General features: G+C 50.6%; 15 protein-coding genes and 1 tRNA gene. 8 read left to right on the top strand and 8 right to left on the bottom strand.

What is annotated here, in order from left to right:
• The first annotated feature begins 130 nt into the window (after nt 1-130).
• Nucleotides 131-625: an NUDIX hydrolase gene (locus KIS30_03665; protein ID MBX8645841.1), complete on the top strand. Its 495-nt coding sequence runs from the start codon at nt 131-133 to the stop codon at nt 623-625.
• Here KIS30_03665 and KIS30_03660 read toward each other — a convergent pair.
• Genes KIS30_03660 through KIS30_03650 form a run of 3 tightly spaced genes read right to left on the bottom strand, consistent with a single transcriptional unit; the run spans nt 609 to nt 2,732 of the window.
• Complete coding sequence (locus tag KIS30_03660) at nt 609-1,187, bottom strand: hypothetical protein (protein MBX8645840.1); 579 nt, start codon at nt 1,185-1,187, stop codon at nt 609-611. The genes KIS30_03665 and KIS30_03660 overlap by 17 nt on opposite strands.
• Nucleotides 1,184-2,101 carry a hypothetical protein gene (locus KIS30_03655; protein MBX8645839.1) on the bottom strand — a complete coding sequence of 306 codons (918 nt, stop codon included), beginning with the start codon at nt 2,099-2,101 and terminating at the stop codon, nt 1,184-1,186. The genes KIS30_03660 and KIS30_03655 overlap by 4 nt, the downstream gene beginning before the upstream one ends.
• Nucleotides 2,094-2,732 carry a hypothetical protein gene (locus KIS30_03650; protein ID MBX8645838.1) on the bottom strand — a complete coding sequence of 213 codons (639 nt, stop codon included), beginning with the start codon at nt 2,730-2,732 and terminating at the stop codon, nt 2,094-2,096. The genes KIS30_03655 and KIS30_03650 overlap by 8 nt, the downstream gene beginning before the upstream one ends.
• A 317-nt stretch (nt 2,733-3,049) precedes the next feature.
• Between KIS30_03650 and KIS30_03645 the strand changes: the two genes are divergently transcribed.
• Nucleotides 3,050-4,114 (top strand): zinc-binding dehydrogenase, encoded by a 1,065-nt coding sequence (locus KIS30_03645; protein MBX8645837.1) that lies wholly within the window; start codon nt 3,050-3,052, stop codon nt 4,112-4,114.
• Between the two features lie 173 nt (nt 4,115-4,287).
• Entirely contained in the window at nt 4,288-5,787 is a 1,500-nt protein-coding gene (locus KIS30_03640) for an MFS transporter (protein MBX8645836.1), read from the top strand.
• A gap of 60 nt (nt 5,788-5,847) precedes the next feature.
• Here the strand turns inward: KIS30_03640 and KIS30_03635 are convergent, their stop codons facing one another.
• Both KIS30_03635 and KIS30_03630 read right to left on the bottom strand, forming a co-directional pair.
• Nucleotides 5,848-6,960, bottom strand: a complete 1,113-nt coding sequence (locus tag KIS30_03635; protein ID MBX8645835.1) for an NAD(P)/FAD-dependent oxidoreductase — start codon at nt 6,958-6,960, stop codon at nt 5,848-5,850.
• Between the two features lie 82 nt (nt 6,961-7,042).
• Nucleotides 7,043-8,020: a polyprenyl synthetase family protein gene (locus KIS30_03630; protein MBX8645834.1), complete on the bottom strand. Its 978-nt coding sequence runs from the start codon at nt 8,018-8,020 to the stop codon at nt 7,043-7,045.
• A 295-nt stretch (nt 8,021-8,315) separates the two neighbouring features.
• On the opposite strand from KIS30_03630, the gene KIS30_03625 reads away from it, so the two are divergent.
• From KIS30_03625 to KIS30_03605, 5 genes are all read left to right on the top strand, one after another.
• Nucleotides 8,316-8,462 carry a YHS domain-containing protein gene (locus KIS30_03625; protein MBX8645833.1) on the top strand — a complete coding sequence of 49 codons (147 nt, stop codon included), beginning with the start codon at nt 8,316-8,318 and terminating at the stop codon, nt 8,460-8,462.
• A gap of 18 nt (nt 8,463-8,480) precedes the next feature.
• Nucleotides 8,481-10,598 carry a heavy metal translocating P-type ATPase gene (locus KIS30_03620; GenBank protein ID MBX8645832.1) on the top strand — a complete coding sequence of 706 codons (2,118 nt, stop codon included), beginning with the start codon at nt 8,481-8,483 and terminating at the stop codon, nt 10,596-10,598.
• Nucleotides 10,595-10,954, top strand: a complete 360-nt coding sequence (locus tag KIS30_03615) for a hypothetical protein (GenBank protein ID MBX8645831.1) — start codon at nt 10,595-10,597, stop codon at nt 10,952-10,954. Before KIS30_03620 ends, KIS30_03615 begins: the two co-directional genes overlap by 4 nt.
• 68 nt (nt 10,955-11,022) lie before the next feature.
• Nucleotides 11,023-11,107: transfer RNA gene (locus KIS30_03610), tRNA-Leu, on the top strand.
• Nucleotides 11,108-11,315: 208 nt separating this feature from the next.
• Nucleotides 11,316-12,878, top strand: coding sequence for a hypothetical protein (locus KIS30_03605; protein ID MBX8645830.1), 1,563 nt, complete (start codon nt 11,316-11,318; stop codon nt 12,876-12,878).
• 61 nt (nt 12,879-12,939) lie between these two features.
• Here KIS30_03605 and KIS30_03600 read toward each other — a convergent pair whose 3' ends face one another.
• From KIS30_03600 to KIS30_03590, 3 genes are read right to left on the bottom strand one after another with little or no spacing between them, the layout of a single operon-like run.
• Nucleotides 12,940-13,629, bottom strand: a complete 690-nt coding sequence (locus KIS30_03600) for a hypothetical protein (GenBank protein MBX8645829.1) — start codon at nt 13,627-13,629, stop codon at nt 12,940-12,942.
• Between the two features lie 22 nt (nt 13,630-13,651).
• Nucleotides 13,652-13,828 (bottom strand): hypothetical protein, encoded by a 177-nt coding sequence (locus tag KIS30_03595; protein MBX8645828.1) that lies wholly within the window; start codon nt 13,826-13,828, stop codon nt 13,652-13,654.
• Between the two features lie 15 nt (nt 13,829-13,843).
• Nucleotides 13,844-16,264, bottom strand: coding sequence for a cbb3-type cytochrome c oxidase subunit I (locus tag KIS30_03590; protein MBX8645827.1), 2,421 nt, complete (start codon nt 16,262-16,264; stop codon nt 13,844-13,846).
• Between the last annotated feature and the right edge of the window lie 168 nt (nt 16,265-16,432).

Raw genomic sequence — 16,432 nt, 5'->3', positions numbered from 1 at the left:
ACTGCTTTTCACGGACGAAGAGTACAGGGCCATGAAATCGGCCGATGAAGAGCGTTCGGCGGGTGTCATGCAGAACGTCGCTGTCCGGTTGCTTTCTCTTACGGGGGAAGGCGCCCTCCAGACAGAGGGCATGCCTCCAGGCGAAGCTTTGCTCAGCGCGCTTGATATTTATGAAAATAAAGTGTCTCTTTCGAGGGAACAGCTGATCAACAGGTGGAAGAGTCCGAGCGTGGCAGCCGACTCGATACTCGTCAGGGACGGAAAGCTGCTGCTTGTCAGGCGCGGAAACGAGCCGTACAGGGGGTGTTATGCCCTGCCCGGCGGCATTGTTGACGAATGGGAAACGCTTGAACAGTGCGCACTGAGAGAGCTGATGGAGGAAACTGGCATCAGGGGAAGCATCAGGGGCATCCTGGGCGTTTACAGCGATCCTGACAGAGACCCGCGCGTGCGCATGATAAGTGCGGCATACGTCATCGACTACATTGAAGGTGAGCCGAGGGCCGGAGACGACGCATCCGCCGCACTCTTCTTCCCGCTGTCCGACTTGCCCGGCCTCGCGTTCGACCACGACCGGGTCGTTGAGGAATTCAGGCGCTCGCGGTATTTCAGACCGCAGGATTGAACTGGTTACCGGACTGGTAGAAAGGCAGGAACACGAGCTTTTCGTGTGAAGCGTCTATGGTGAAACCGTTCCTCAGGTCATCCTTTCTTCCGTCGGCAGTTTCGGCAGCCATGAAATAATACTCTATGTCCCCTCTCGCATCATCGCTCAGATGCGTGCATTTCAGGTGTTCGACGTCGCCGAATGAGAAGGTTGTTGAATAGACGGGATTGCAGGCCGTCATGTAGGCGCCCATTTTAAGCAGCTCCTGCGGTCCAAGTTCGGCGGCGGGGACATACACGAATACCTTGCCATCATTTCCGTCTTTCACGAATTCCTTCATGTTCCTGTGCATTTCCGTTTCTGCGCCCGGAAGGCTGAACGTGCAGAAGAATCTCCAGAATGGCACGTATATCCTGTGACCATCAGAGACATTGCCAAACTTGGCAATTTCAACATCGATGACCGATCTGTCGCCTATTTCATGCAGACTCTTGCATGAGGAGCAATATGCGACGACTTCCCCTTTTTCAGCCTTCGTGTTCTTTCCGCATCTGGGGCATCTTTCCGCAACAGGGTTCAAATCGACATCCTCCTTGCTTCCGGTCTTGGATTAAGGTGCTGGCTCTTCAGCACATGCCTCAGTACATTCACCAGCACAAAGAGCGACACGCCGGCTGTGACCAGACCCAAACCTATGTTTTGAAAAGCACCTGAGGCCAGCATCATTACGCCTGTACCTGAAGTGATGCCGCAGCATGCAGCCAGCACGGCCTCACCGACAATCCCGGTGTCCGTGACTCTGAAGCCGAAGTCATTCATCTGCTGTCCGCTGATGCCGTCAATTGTCACCGCATGTTCACCGTTTCTAGTGCCGAATCTTACGATCCATGCCGGATACATTACAAGCGTCTGAACTGTAACAGAAGTCCTGATGTTCTCAGCTGATTGTTTCGTATGCCGGAACCCGTCAATCTCGGTGTCCATCAATTCCTCGACCTTTCTCTTTAGTTCATCTGTTCTGATTTTAACATGCAGTGCCGGGAAAACCATATCATTTGAAATGGTAACGTCTGTCCCGTTCACTTCTTTAGGCACGCCAATGGTCTGGACATCGTCATATGCGGGTATCCTGAATTGTTTTTCCAGGTGCACGGGCAGCGCCTCTCCGCCTTCAGCATCTGAACTGCATATCCATCCGGAAGACTTTGCGGAAACATTCCATAAGGGCAGGTAGACGGGGTAAACTTCCTTGAGTTCTATCTCTTTCGCGAATCTCTTTCCGCCGAATTTTGCCGATATGATGCTCACCCCTCTGTCTATTGCCTCGTTGATGTCAATCTCAGACGCGTACGTGAGCACCCAGGCGCCCGAGTTGTCTCTCGGCAGCCTGAACGCAGTTCCACACGTAGAGCATGTCGTCATGAAGTCGAATTCATCAAAGAATACCGGTGACCCGCACTCCACACATCCGCTTTTGGATATCATCTTACTCATTCCTCCTGACAGAATACAAAATCAGCGCGAAAACAGTAATCGCTATGGCAGCCACCGCATAGATGTAACCGAAATACGCGACAAGACCCTCGGCGCTTATTGCGGCAAAGCCACCTGCTGCAAGAGGAAGAGAACTCTTTTTCTCTATCTCCACGCTGAGATCCCCGGAGACTTTTCCGGTGCAGGCGTCGACAGTTATGGTATTGAGCCTTCCATGATACACGTACTGTGTGAGCCAGAACGGATAAAAGACGAGTTTTCTAGTGGATGCGTCAACGGAGAGCAGCGAACTGTATGCGTCCGGCTCCGTCTGAGGCATTGTAAAATCCGAAAAGTCAGTCTCGGCGGAGAGTTTTTTCAACTCCACAGACTTTGGATCAATGATTCCGATGCCCGGTTGCATCGACGGTACGGCACTGGAAATAACTGTTATGGTTTCGCCGGTTCTCGCTTTGCCGTAAACATACAGCGGAAAGTGCCTCAACGTCATTTTTGCAAGCTTCATATTCCTTGAAAATTCTCTGCCTCCCTTAACACCTGAAGCCCAGTCGTGAACTCTCTCTACGGCTTCGGTGTCGCTGAGTCTGGCTACCGCATATTCCGGAACATGCGAACCCATTCCGTCGTACATGAATGCAGTTCCGCAGTGGGCGCAGATCGCCCGGACTTCCGAGGGCTTGTCCATAAATGGAGCATCACATGAAGGGCACCGTACTGTCGTCATTAAGGTCCCTGCCTGTATGTGTCCTCTTCAGCGCACACCGCACATTGTGAAAGCGATTTCAAAAGCATCCCATCCTGTCTGACACATCGTCATACGATTATATGTAAATTTCTGAGCAGGATAACGCTCGTGCCGCCCACCTGCTGTGCTATTGCCGAATGGATGGTTAAGCCATTAATCGGCTGTTATTATTACAGGCGGCGACTCCGACATGGTGTGTAATCATGAAATCATGGCAGATCACAAAATTTGACGGCACCGGCGAATTCAATCTGCGCGATGTTACAGAGCCCCGACTGAAGAGTGGTTTCGTCCACATTCGTGTCTCAAGGACATCTGTCAATCACATCGACAGGATGACAATCGGGGGGCGTTTCCCATGGGTACAGCTGCCGAGGACGCCTGGCTCGGAATATGTCGGAACTGTCGAAGAAGTGTCGTCTGATGTGGAAGACGTCAGGCAGGGCGACAGAGTCGCTGTCTTTCCAAAGATGTTCTGCGGCGTATGCCGTTATTGCACTTCGGGTCAGGAAAGCACGTGCCTGAGCGGCTGGGAACCGTCAAGAGCTCCCGTGGATCTGTCAACTAATATGCTACCGTTATCCATGGACGGAGGCTGGGCGGAAATGGCGATGATACCTGCCAGAAACACAGTCCCCATTCCAGGCGGAATCTCATTCGACGAAGCTTTCGGCATACCGCTCAGCGGCATGACTGCATGGCATATGATAAAACGGGCCAGGGCCGCGCCAGGAGAAAAGGCAATTGTCATGGGTTCCGCCGGCGGTATCGGCATTTCGGCGATGCAGATACTGAAGATGCACGGTGTCAGTGTTCTCGCAGTGTCTTCCATTCCTGCACATATGCAGAAACTCAAACGAATGGGAGCGGATGCCGTTTCGCTCGCGGATATGAAAGAGTTCAGTCTCGCATTGCAGGAGTTCGCAGGAAGAGAGGGCGCAGACATTGTCGTCGATCCACTGGGTCAGTCGACCTTTCAGCAGAGTTTCATGGCCCTGGCGCCGGGCGGAAGATACGTCACATGCGGCTCACTTACCGGTGCAACATCCGAATTGAGTATATTGAGGCTTTACTCGAGACAGATTGAACTGATTGGCAGCACTACCGGGTCGAGAGGCGATCTAGCCGAAGCTCTCGAAGCCGCTGCTGCCGGCAAACTGACAATACCTGTTGATTCCGACTTCGGGTTAGAAGATGTGCCGGCTGCTGTACGCAGACACTCGGAAGGCGGGAGATTCGGCAAAGTCAGGATATCGGTGACCCGGTAGTCTGCGATTGAACAGTTCAGGCTCAACCATGCATCGTCGAAACTGCTGAGTGTTTCGCTCGCTCAGGTGCATATTTCGCCGTCTATATAGTGACTATAGACACTTTAGACTTATTTAGTCTACGTCCGATCAGCTATTCTACTCCGTTCACTTAGTTTCGCTCTGAGATGAATATGGGTACAAAAACAAACTCAGACTCAGGAAGGGATGCTGGCACTTCGACGACATCTGCCGGTGCGAGTCCCTTCAGATCTATGGATGATTCCAAAGTAAAGGGCTATCATCTGAAGACGATTTTGATCGCAGGAATGGGGTTTTTCACGGACGCGTACGACCTCTTTGTAATAGGTATACTCGCGGCCATGTTTGCATTCTACACGCCGTTTGCAATACCTCACTCTGTGTTCTCCTTCCCGCTGGGCGGGAAAACGGCAGTCGTTTCAGGTATAGAACTGATAAGTGCTTCGGCAATATTTGGCGCGGCCGTGGGCCCGTTTATATTCGGGCGCCTTGGTGACAAATTCGGAAGGAAAAAGATCTACGGCATTGAAATGCTAATACTGGTTTTCGGCGCAATTGCATCGGGCCTTTCATGGAGCTTCGCTTCCCTCGTGTTTTTCAGATTTGCTCTGGGTATCGGCATCGGCGGCGACTATCCGATGAGCGCGACAATAATGAGCGAATATGCCAATGTGAAGAACAGGGGAAGACTGGTCGGAACTGTATTTGCAATGCAGGGTTTCGGCCTCCTTGCCGGCATAGTGCTCGGCATAGGTCTCCTAGCTGCAATGCCTAACTCTCTCGACCTGGTCTGGCGGCTCCTGCTCGTAGCCGGTGCCATACCTGCTATATCTGTGTATTATTACAGAAGGAAGATGCCAGAAACACCGAGATTCACATACCACGTCCAGGGAAATAAAGAGGAGACAGCAAAGGTCATATCCTCACTGACCGGCCAGAATTCCGACATAAAAGGGGAAGTGAAAGTCAGGAAAGGCAGCTACCTCAACTTCCTGTCCACCTACTTTCCGCTCATAATCGGCACTGCATTCAGCTGGTTCCTCTTCGATGTGTCTTTCTACGGCACATCAATCTACACGCCAACGCTGCTCTCTTCGCTCAGTCTTCTGTACTCGCCGGGCCTGACACCTGTGCAGCATCTTCTGATAGCAGAGGAGTATACAGCTGCGGTGGACATCATCTTCACCATACCTGGCTACTGGATAGCTGTTGCAACAATTGACAGGCTGGGTCGCAAGACCCTTCAGACAGTCGGTTTTGCAGTCATGGCTGTGGCATTCGGCGTCCTCGGATTTGATCCGTCGCTGATATCGCTCGGCATGCCGTTTGTCCTCATCTACGGTCTTACCTTCCTGTTCGGAAACATAGGACCCAATACAACGACGTTCGTGCTGCCTGCCGAATCATTCCCGACACAGTACAGGGGCACTGGACATGGTATAGCCGCGGGTGCGGGCAAACTCGGAGCATCGCTCAGCACGCTCGTATTTGGAACACTGACCGTTCTGTGGCATGATTCCGGTATGATGCTGTTCCTGTCGGCTGTCGCAATTGCCGGCACAATAGTGACGCTGGTCTTCATCAAGGAGACAAAACAGATGACGCTCGAGGATGCTTCCGGAGATTATGCGGCGCAGAGCACTCCTGAATAGACACGCGGCAGGTCCAAACAATTTAACCAAACACTTTCAGTCTATTTTCATTCCAAAGGCTCAGTTCCAGTTTTTCAGGGAAAATACGGATTTGCACTTGATCACCTTGCTTAATCCGCCCGCTCCTGCTATTCTGAATAGTATTGATAGCAGCCAGTCGTTGCTGAATGTGAAGTATGCGTAACTCATCATCTTTCTGGCCGTTTCAAGATCCTTTCCCACGGCCTTTCTCCACTGTTCTTCGTAGTCGTCCAGCGGCCTGTGACTGTTCAGATGTTCGCCAATGGCTCTTCCGGCGATTCTGCCGCAAATCATCGCTATGCATATGCCGCCGCCGTTGGTAGCCATCACATGGCCCGCTGCGTCACCCACAAGCAGCACGTTGTCGTACACCGTCCTGTCGATAGGTCCGGACATGGGCACCCATCCGCCGGCAACAATTTGTCTCGGTTTCGTGTTGAATTTACGCCCAACCTGGGCTATGAAATCGCGGGCGTAGAAACCCACCTTCTTATCCGCTAGATTTGGATCTGCACCGAGCCCCACGTTGGCTCCTCCGCTTTTGGGTATGATCCACCCGTAGCCCGCAGGCGCCACATTTCCGAAATACATGTAGATGACATCGCCGAATTCTCCATCCATAGTTGTCGACATGGCCGGATAGAGCAGTGAGGGCGTATGTCCGCCAACAGACTTTCTGACAGACGAGAAAGGGCCGTCCGCCCCGACGATAATTTCCGCCTCAAATTTGCCCTTCGTCGTGACCACGGTGTTTCTCCCCTCCCTGCCTGTGAATTTCGTATCGGTCATAAGTTCCGCGCCGGCCCTGACCGCCTTGCCTGCCAGATATTTGTCGAATTCTCTTCTCTCTGTCGAATATCCAGAGAAATTTATGTCGTATTCCCTCATGCTCGGTGACACCATTCTGATGATCTTCGTGGGCTTCGAAACAAGATTGGCCGGCACATCGAACAGTTCTCCTGGTGATTCCACTTCAGGAAAGAGACGGGTAACTTCGTCCGTCTTTGGCATGAATTCTCCGCATTGAACAGGCCATCCTATTTCCTTTCTGCTGTCGATGAAAAGGACACTGAGCCCGGCCCTTGCAGCGTATTCTGCGGTAGAGCTCCCCCCCGGGCCAGCTCCGACTACAATAACGTCATATCTTTTCATGGATACGAATCTCCTGCCGGTCGCGGTAACATGGACGATGAACGGCTCCATTTGCCGTCTGGGTGCAATGTCATGTAACCGCCTACCTGGTTCTTGCAAGCACGGATTGAGGGAGTTGAATCAGTTCTTCGCGATAAGGCGAAGATTTTAATTTCCTGGCATTTGCAACAGCCTTCCTGATATACCCTTCGGCCACTTTCATGGACTCATCTATGCAGCCGCTGTGCCTGATCATCTCAATGGCATTCCCGATCATAGCCTTTGCCTTCTTCTTCCTGCTTATGACGCTCTCAAGCAGTTTCTTGTCCACGCCGTTGTTCATGGCGAATATCAGGGGAAGCGTCATATTGCCTTCTCTAATATCATTTCCAACACTCTTGCCGAGTGTATTTTCATCCGAAACTATGTCAAGGACGTCGTCAACAATCTGAAATGCTATACCGACATCGGTGCCGTATTCACCTATGAGTTCAATCTCCTCATCCGATCCTCCTCCATGATATGCACCGAGTTGCGCGCTGGCAGAAAAAACTGAAGCAGTTTTCCCATTCACGATTTTGATATACTCGTTCATCGGAATCGAAGAATCGTTTTTCCATTGTTCCTGCAGCATTTCGCCTTCTGCCAGTCTCTCGTACGCCTCTGCGGCAATTCTTATGGCTTCAGGACTCAGAAATCTGCCGTATTTGAATCCTTGGACAAACATGAAATCTCCGGCAACAAGCGCATTGTGTACGCCATATTTCCTGTAGGCAGTCACTCTGCCCCGTCTCTTCTCGCCCTCATCGGTTATGTCGTCGTGAATCAACGTTGCACTGTGAATCAGTTCAACCGCAACCGCTGCATCAATCGCACTGCCTATTTCGTTCGGTGATCCGCCCACGGCCTTGTATGAAAGTATGCAAATTGCCGGCCTGATCCTCTTCCCGCCGGCATCTATTACATGCATGGCAATCTCTGTCAGCGTGGCGCTGTCGGATTTCACGCTCTCTTTGAGCGTCTGCTCCACCATTTGAAGCTCCTCTCCGATGCCAAAATCCAACGCCAGCACTTCCTTCATATTTTTGATACTCTGAAACAACTACTTTAATCTTGTCGGCCTGCGCTCTCGGACGTCCTGACCAGATGTCATCAGTACGTACTTTACGATCTGCAGATTTGTGTCTCAAGCAACAGCAGTTGCCGCATTTTTCCGTGACCATGTATGTCACGGACGGGTTCCACAGTTGCATAGACGCTGGTTGTCACCGGGCGCTATGCTCGCCACCGATCTGAACGTTTCAAGTCGGCGGACGAGGGTGGACGAAAAATGTCTAATACATTATGCAAGTATGTTAACCTCAAAGGTGAATACTTTGGCTGTTGATGTTGTCTGCAGGATGAGTGTCGATGAAAAGAATGCGAAATTCAGGTCAGAACACAAGGGCACCCAATACTATTTCTGCTGCGCCGCATGCAAGAAGTCATTCGATGCCAATCCCGCAAGATATGTCAGAAATTGAACGACCGAAGGACTGAGCATGGCCAAGGATCCGATCTGCGGCATGTACGTGGATGAGAAGACGGTCACGCTCACCAGCATAGTCGGCGGAAAAACTTATTATTTCTGCGCTTCATCGTGCAAGGAGCAATTCGACGCTCCTTTGAAATCATGGCACAGGAATAAAGTGAAGACGGCTGTTAGCTGGTCGCTCGGCATCCCTGTCTTTATCATCACATATTTTGTTCATTTCTACGGCGATTATCTCGTCCTTCTGGTGCTCGCCGGCATCGTTCAGTTCTGGCCGGGGTTGAGATTCTATTGTGGTCTTATTGACGGTATCAGGAGCAGGTCAACAAACATGGATACGCTGATTGCAGTTGGCACGACAACTGCGTTTGTATACAGTGCTGCTATTGTTTTTCAGAATCCACTGTCAGGCACGGCCGGTGTTTATTTTGACGCATCTTCGCTCATAATCGCACTCATACTCACGGGGAACCTCATGGAGGAGATGATGAAGGGAAGAGCCTCCGAAGCGGCGAGGCGCCTGATGGACATACAGCCAACGAGCGCGAATGTTCTCCGGAATGGAGCGGAGGTGTCGACACCTGTTGAGGAGGTTCAGACAGGCGACATGATACGCGTGCGGCCGGGTGAAATCATTCCCGTAGATGGCGTCGTTGTGGAAGGCGTCAGTGAAGTGGATCAGTCAATTGTCACTGGTGAGTCCATCCCCGTGTTGAAGAGCATCGGGAACGACGTCGTTGGCGGGACACTTAACACAACAGGAACATTTGTCATCAGGGCAACAACTGTTGGCTCTGACAGCGCACTTTCGCAAATAATCGATTTGGTAACGCAGGCTAGGGAGGGAAAAGCATCCGTTCAGCGGCTTGCCGACAGAATCTCATCCTATTTTGTCCCAATAGTAGTGAGTTCAGCACTTATTTCGTCTTTGTTCTGGTACTTCGTTGCGAATGCGGGCACCACCATTGCAATACTCGCCTTTGTTTCAGTAATTGTCGTGGCCTGCCCGTGCTCTCTCGGTATCGCGACTCCGGCTGCATTGATGGTCGGCGCTGGGAAAGGTGCGAAATTGGGCATATTGTTCAAGGGCGGAGACTCTATTGAAATGGCGAGCAAAGTGGATGTTGTCGTAGTCGACAAGACCGGAACGCTGACCGAGGGACGTTTTGAACTGTCGAATATCAGATCATACGCAGATTTTACCAAGGATGAAATCGTAAGTATTCTGGCATCGATTGAGGCACACTCCGAGCATCCTGTGGCAAAAGCCGTGATGGAATACGCGCAAGTTTCTGGTATACGTCCAGGTCAGGTTACAGAATTCGAGGCACAACCAGGACTGGGCATTCACGCCAAAGTGGCCGGCAAGACGTACTGGGCCGGAAATATCGATATGGCCAGATCACAGTCGGTCAGTGAGGAAGACATCGAAGCGGCGCGCCGGGACATTATCGAGGAAGAGGAGAAGACAAGAACAGTTGTTCTTACCGGACTTGAGAACAGGATCATCGGTCTGGCGTCGTTTCAGGACATTGTCCGCGAAGGTTCCAGCGGATTGCAGGCTTCCCTTTCCAGTATGGGTATTAAACTGATCATGATTACCGGCGATAACAGCAGAGCTGCCGCAAGCATTGCGAACAAAATCGGCATATCTGACTTTTATGCAGATGTCAGACCAGAAGGAAAGGAGAAGATTATCCGGGAACTTCAAGGCAAGGGTCATGTTGTGGCTATGGTCGGAGACGGCATAAATGATGCACCTTCTCTCGCTTCATCGGACGTGGGTATGGCTGTCGGAAGCGGAACTGATATAGCTAAATCGGCTGGCAACGTAGTCCTGATGAATGCGAATCCGGATGACATCGCCGTTGCACTGAGTCTTGGCCGAAGAACGTTTGCAAAAATAAAGCAGAACCTTTTCTGGGCTTTTGCCTACAATGCAATATTGATTCCGGTGGCGGCCGGAGCGCTGGTCCCTCTTCTGGGCCTCGGCATATATGGCGTTATGCCCATATTGGCAGCCATCGCTATGGCTTTCAGCAGCACAACAGTCGTTACGAATTCGCTTCTGCTCAACAGATTCAGCTATGCGCCTGCAGTTCTGCATGGTGCAGGAGGACCGGTGTGAAGGAACTGGCAGAGGGCCGTCATATCGTGAAGATTGACAGGAAGCTAACAGAGCTTATGGTCAGGAAGTTTGGAGAGCCTGTTACGCTGCATGTGAAAGTCATTATGGTGCAGGGTCCGTGCAGAGACGACTGGTGCCAGATGCTGCAGAAACCGGTCGCAGACTTCGTAACGGGAAAAGTACCTCCCGGCGAGGTAATGCATGTCAGTTTCCCTGATAAAACGGACGTGTATATCGACAAATCACTTTACGAGTCCGCGTACAGAAACAGGGAAATGATAATGCTTGATGCCGGGCTGCGCGGAAAGGTCAAAGTCAGACTGGTTAACCAGCGTCAAAAAAGGTTACAGCATTAATGGCTCATGCTTCAGACATCAACATCCCCTGCGATCCTTAAAAATACGAAGTGTGTAGGGGGTAGGGCGCGAGGGTAGCCAAGTATGGCCAAAGGCGGCAGACTCAAGATCTGTTCTCGAAGGAGTTCCTCGGTTCAAATCCGAGCCCTCGCATGTCTGCATCTGTAACCGAAGTTGCCCTTTGCGGCTTTGCGTTGACCGCGCTCATTCGCATCTCCTTCAAAGGGCACACTTCCACCTGACGTTTTCTCTGTATGCCCACACGCAGAGGCTCAATCCTGTTGAAAACTATTTCATATCATTCATGCATGATGTGTCGATAAGAGTGGCGGGCAAACGGAGAACGGGCAGACAAGGCGATATGGCGCAGGATAGGTTGCCTTCAAGTTTCCCGGCAGATGGAAAGCTGTTCTACACTGCGGAAGATTTTCCCGGCGAACGTTACCTTCGTGATTTATCTTTTCCCGGCCTGGAACCGTTCACACGCGGCATAGATGCCGCTATGTACAGGAAAGGAAGGTGGCAGATAACACAATGCCTTGGTCTGTCGGCACCCACTGCAGTAAACAGCAGGATCCGATATCTTCTCGCCAACGGTATCAATGGTTTCGGCCTGATTTTGGATGCAAGATCGAATATGGGCCTGGATCCGGTGAAATCCAGGCGCGGAAAAGATAGTGGAGAAGGCCTTTCCCTGTCCTCCCTGGCTGATATGAAGCGACTCCTGTCGTCTGTTTCACCAACCGAAATTTCTCCATGTTTCCACGTTAATTTCGCCGCGCCGCAGATCATGTCAATGTACCTTGCGGCCTGCGCTTCAAAGAACATCGGTCCCGAAAATATCGGCGGAATGATTCAGAACGATCCAATCGAAGATATGCTGATGGGCACCAAGAGTGACATCGCTGTTGCAGATTCCATGAAACTGTCAGCTGCCCTCATCGATTATTGTCTCGACAATGCCCCTCACTTCACCCCACTTTGTGTGAGCGGCTATATGCTCCGTGAATATGGCGGCAGCGTGGTGCATGAAATCGCTTTTGTTCTCTCTTCGGCTCTTGCTCATCTCGAATCGGCCGAGAAAAACGGCATTGAGCCGGAAAGGATGCTCTCCACTATTTCATTTGTTCTTGGCGTCGGAACAGACGTGCCTGTCGAAATAGCCAAGTTCAGGGCGGCACGCAGACTCTGGTTCAAAATCATCAAGGCAAGATATCCTGGCATATCGGATTCGCTTGCTAGATTCAGATTCACCGCGAGATCTTCGGATTTTGCCCTAGCAGGCAGTGAGCCTGAAATCAATACCATCAGATCGACAATGCAGGCGCTCGCCAGTGTTCTTGGCGGGGCACAGGCGATACACGTGAGTAATATCAAAGGACGGTCTGCCTCTTCAAATGAAGCCGAGCTCAGGCGTGAACTGATGCTTCACCGGATACTCGACGAGGAGAGCGGCGTTGCGGACACAATCGATCCCACGGCAGGTTCGTATTACGCGGAATCGCTCACGGATGAACTCGAAGCTAAGGCCCACTCGCTGATCAAACACATTTCAGGCATGGGAGGCATGCTGAACGCTATCTCTTCAGGCTTCGTTCGCTCAGAAATCGAGAAAGAGGCAGCTCAAACGCATGAAAAACTCATGTCAGGTAGAAAGTATGTGGTAGGAGTCAACATACTCGGAAGTGAAATGACTCATGAGGGGCGCAGAATCGCTGAGTCAGCGGTCGGTCCATCTCTACGTAGTGCTGTGTCCATAGCGCCGCGGAGATCATCACGAAAGTCAGTCTCATCCCTTCTCGACAGTCTTTCATCGTTGGAACTTAACGATGCCGGGCTGATTCCGGCGATGATTAAGACATTCCTTCACGGTGCTACACTTGGGGAAGTTTCCTACGCAATTTACCGAAGGCAGTCAGACTGAGACTTTCAGCAATCATGTCAATCGCATCAGTTCGCTCCATGTCTGAAGTGTCGTTGGCAGATCATTTCTGGGAGGCTATCCATGCGTTGTAAGTAGACACGCTCACAAATTGCATATGCACGTACATGTCGGCATGTCCGAGTCCGCAGAGTTCGGTGCAGAATGCGGTGTATGTTCCCTGCTGATAAACGTTAGTCCATATTGTATTCCAGACACCTGGAAACGCATCCACCTTCACCTTGAATGCAGGAATAGAAAACTCATGCATAACGTCAAGGCTCGTGACTCTGAATATGATGGTGGTATTCACCGGAAATTCGGCGGTGTAGTTCTTGACGTTGGCTGAACCAGTCACATTGTATCCGTTTGGATACCTGAACGTCCAGGTCCATTGTGCCGCATATACATCGATCGTCAGTGTGTTGGAGGAATTCGAAGGAGCCTGTCTGATGTAGTATGTCGCGGGTAGCGAGTATATGTAGAGTCCGAAAAAGACAACGACAAGGAACAGCACGAGAAACGCGACGTTTCTTGGCCGGCCGCGCGTAGAGGACGGTATTATGCCTGGTTTGATGTGATTTATCACTTCCCTGCCTGGCTTTTCCCTGGTGGATATTACCAGATACAATATCCATGCAATGAAGAATGCGCTGAATACGATAGACAGGACAAGATATATGTTGAAAAGTCTCCACCATACTGCCGACGTCGCGGAGGTGGAAGCGGCCAGCATCAACTTTGAAATCAGCACGACTCGTTCACACTCCAGTTTGTCAGTGAATCCACCTTCCCATGTACAGGTTGAGGAACCACCATGCGCCGATTATTACTGTAAACACTATCAGCAGCAAAATCACGAGATTGTCGGTAATCTCAAACGATCTGCGACCCGGTGCATCCTTTTCCACGTTTTCGTTTCCCATTGTTTCATCTGTCTCTTGGACTGTCATTTGCATCCCTCCATTTTACGCCATCGCAAACGCCCCGTTAAGCAGAATTCCCATGACTGCGATAAGGCCCCAGAAATAGAGCAATGCGGCTATGCTCGGCGAGTTCATTTTGCTTGTCAGTTTACCGTTCAGTCCCTTGATAAGGAAGTATATTAGCAATGCAATTGCTGCTATGATGTGCATCATGTGGACTATTCCTGCATCATAGAATACCGACAACAACGGACTCTCTGCTATGTTTGAAATGCCATTTCCGGAAGCAGCAAGTTGACTCCAATTTGACATCGTATATCCCAGGTATATCAATGCAAATATTATTGTGAGCACGAGTCCGCCGACGGTCATATCTTTGTTGTCACTTCTGACCCCCCTGTGTGCGGCATAAAGGCTCACGATGCTGCCTCCGAGGACAACTATGCTTACCCCCAGTGTTGTCATGTCTACAAGCGGTTTCGGCAACGGTGAGGAGAAGTATGGAGATTGCCAGATTACGAATAATGCAGCACCGATCATCGCGAAGAACATAAACATGTCGCCGGTGATGAAAACCCACATTCCAAGTCTCTTGCTGTCCATATTCCTGAAGGGCCATGTTTCTTTGTTAGGGTCGTCATCCCTTTCCACTACGGGGAAATAATCGTGATAGTCGTCGTTGAACCATCCGATAACAGCAATGGAAAATATCATGAGTCCAAGGCCTATAACCAGGTTATAGATCCCGCTGAAATATGTATATAATGTGAGACCAAACAAGGATACGAAAATGCCGAGGGAAAGAGCGAATGGCCATGGGCTGAGATGTCCGCCGCCGTGGTGCTCAGTTTCCGAAGCGCCTGCAACCTCAGGCAATATGAGCAACCTGTCACCCTGAACGACGGGAACGCCGTCAAAATTGAACTCCGGCGGCGGTGTCGGTATGAGCCATTCATATGACCACCCTCCCCAGGGATTGTCGCTCGCAGGTTTACCGCGTTTAATGGAGTAAATTATGTTGATTATGACAATGAGCTGTGCGAAACCAAAGATATACGATCCTATGGTTGCAAGCTGATTAAGTGATGTGAAGCCGAGCCCTGCAGGATATGTGTAGTATCTTCTGGGCATGTTGATAAGCGCCAGCATCGGGAAGTACAGGAGGTTTAGACCAACGAACGAAGCTACGAAATGAAGCTTTCCCAGTTTCTCGCTGTACATCCTGCCAAACATTTTCGGGAACCAGTAGTACAGGCCCGAGTAGATGCCGAAGAGTATGGTGCCCGCAAAAATATAGTGGAAATGTCCAACAACCGGGTAGTTCCCGTTAAACCCCGAGTCCAGGGCAATGTTTGCCAGGAATATTCCGCTGGCACCTCCTATGATGAATGCTATCACTCCTCCTACTGTGAAGAGCGCCGGAGTCTCCGGTCTGAATGTGCCCTTAATCTTAGTAGTCAATTCTCCAAGGACAAGCACTCCTGCAGGAATACCTATTATCAGTGTATTCACGTTCGCAAAATTCAGCCAGAACAAATTCGTGCCGGTCATAAACATGTGGTGCATGTACACCGTCAGGCTCATCAGTGTCTCAATTGCGAATGCACCTATCATGAGTTTCTTGGTGTAGATTGGCATTCCGGAAAACAGGCTGGATACGTCATACATTATACCCAGTGCAGGCAGAAAAACAATGTAGACTTCCGGATGTCCGAAGAACCAGAACAAATGCTGCCACAGGAGAGCTCCGCCGACTGGCGACAGCAGCACGGAAGCGCCGATCACACGGCCAATGAACAGCAGCCCGAGATCTAGGGCGAAGATTGGAAAAGCCATCCACATCATCATTATTGTGAACATTATGGATATGGTAAACATTGGGAGATCTATCCAGCGATATCCCTTGGCTCTCTTCAGTGCGATTGTCACAGCAAAGTTTACCGTGCTTACGATGACCGAAATAGAAAGAACTATCAGCGCGAGTATGGCCGCATTCTCTCCGGCCTGGGGTGAGTATCTTATCTGGTTGAGCGGCTGGTAAATTGTCCATCCCCCGGCTATGTTGCCTCCAGGCATAGCATAGCCAGTTATGAACAGAATGCCTGCAAACAAATAGAGCCAGTAACTCAGTGCGTTCAATCTCGGGAAAGCCATATCTTTTGCGCCAACCTGAATCGGGACGACATAGTTGGCAAAAGAAAAAGCAAATGCACTGATGAAAAAGAAAACCATCAGCAGCCCGTGTGTAGTGACCAGCTGATTGTAGTAGTACGCATTAACAAGCGTATTGTTGGGCACATACAGCTGGGTTCTCATCACAAGCGCCAGGGCGCCCGCGAAGAAGAAGAAGATCAACGAAGTAAACAGGTACAGTATTCCTATGTCCTTGTGGTTTGTAGTGAACAGCCATCTCTTCAACTGAGCCTTCATCGGAGATGCTTCATCCTTATAACCGTGTCCCATCAATTCCTTTAACCCCTGAAGTAATAGTTGGTTCATTCGTCTGTTTTGAAGGTTGAATTTCCTCAACTGCCATATAGGATAAAAACTTTATTGGGAGCAACGATGCTTTCGCAGACGCTTAATCTCCGGCTAAAGTGTGATTGATTGGAGCACCACACAATTGCCGCT

The sequence above is a fragment of the Candidatus Sysuiplasma acidicola genome, assembly GCA_019721035.1.
GTDB lineage: Archaea > Thermoplasmatota > Thermoplasmata > Sysuiplasmatales > Sysuiplasmataceae > Sysuiplasma > Sysuiplasma acidicola.
The sequence above is the reverse complement of the archived record's forward strand: the minus strand, read 5'-3'. Positions and strand labels throughout refer to the sequence as shown.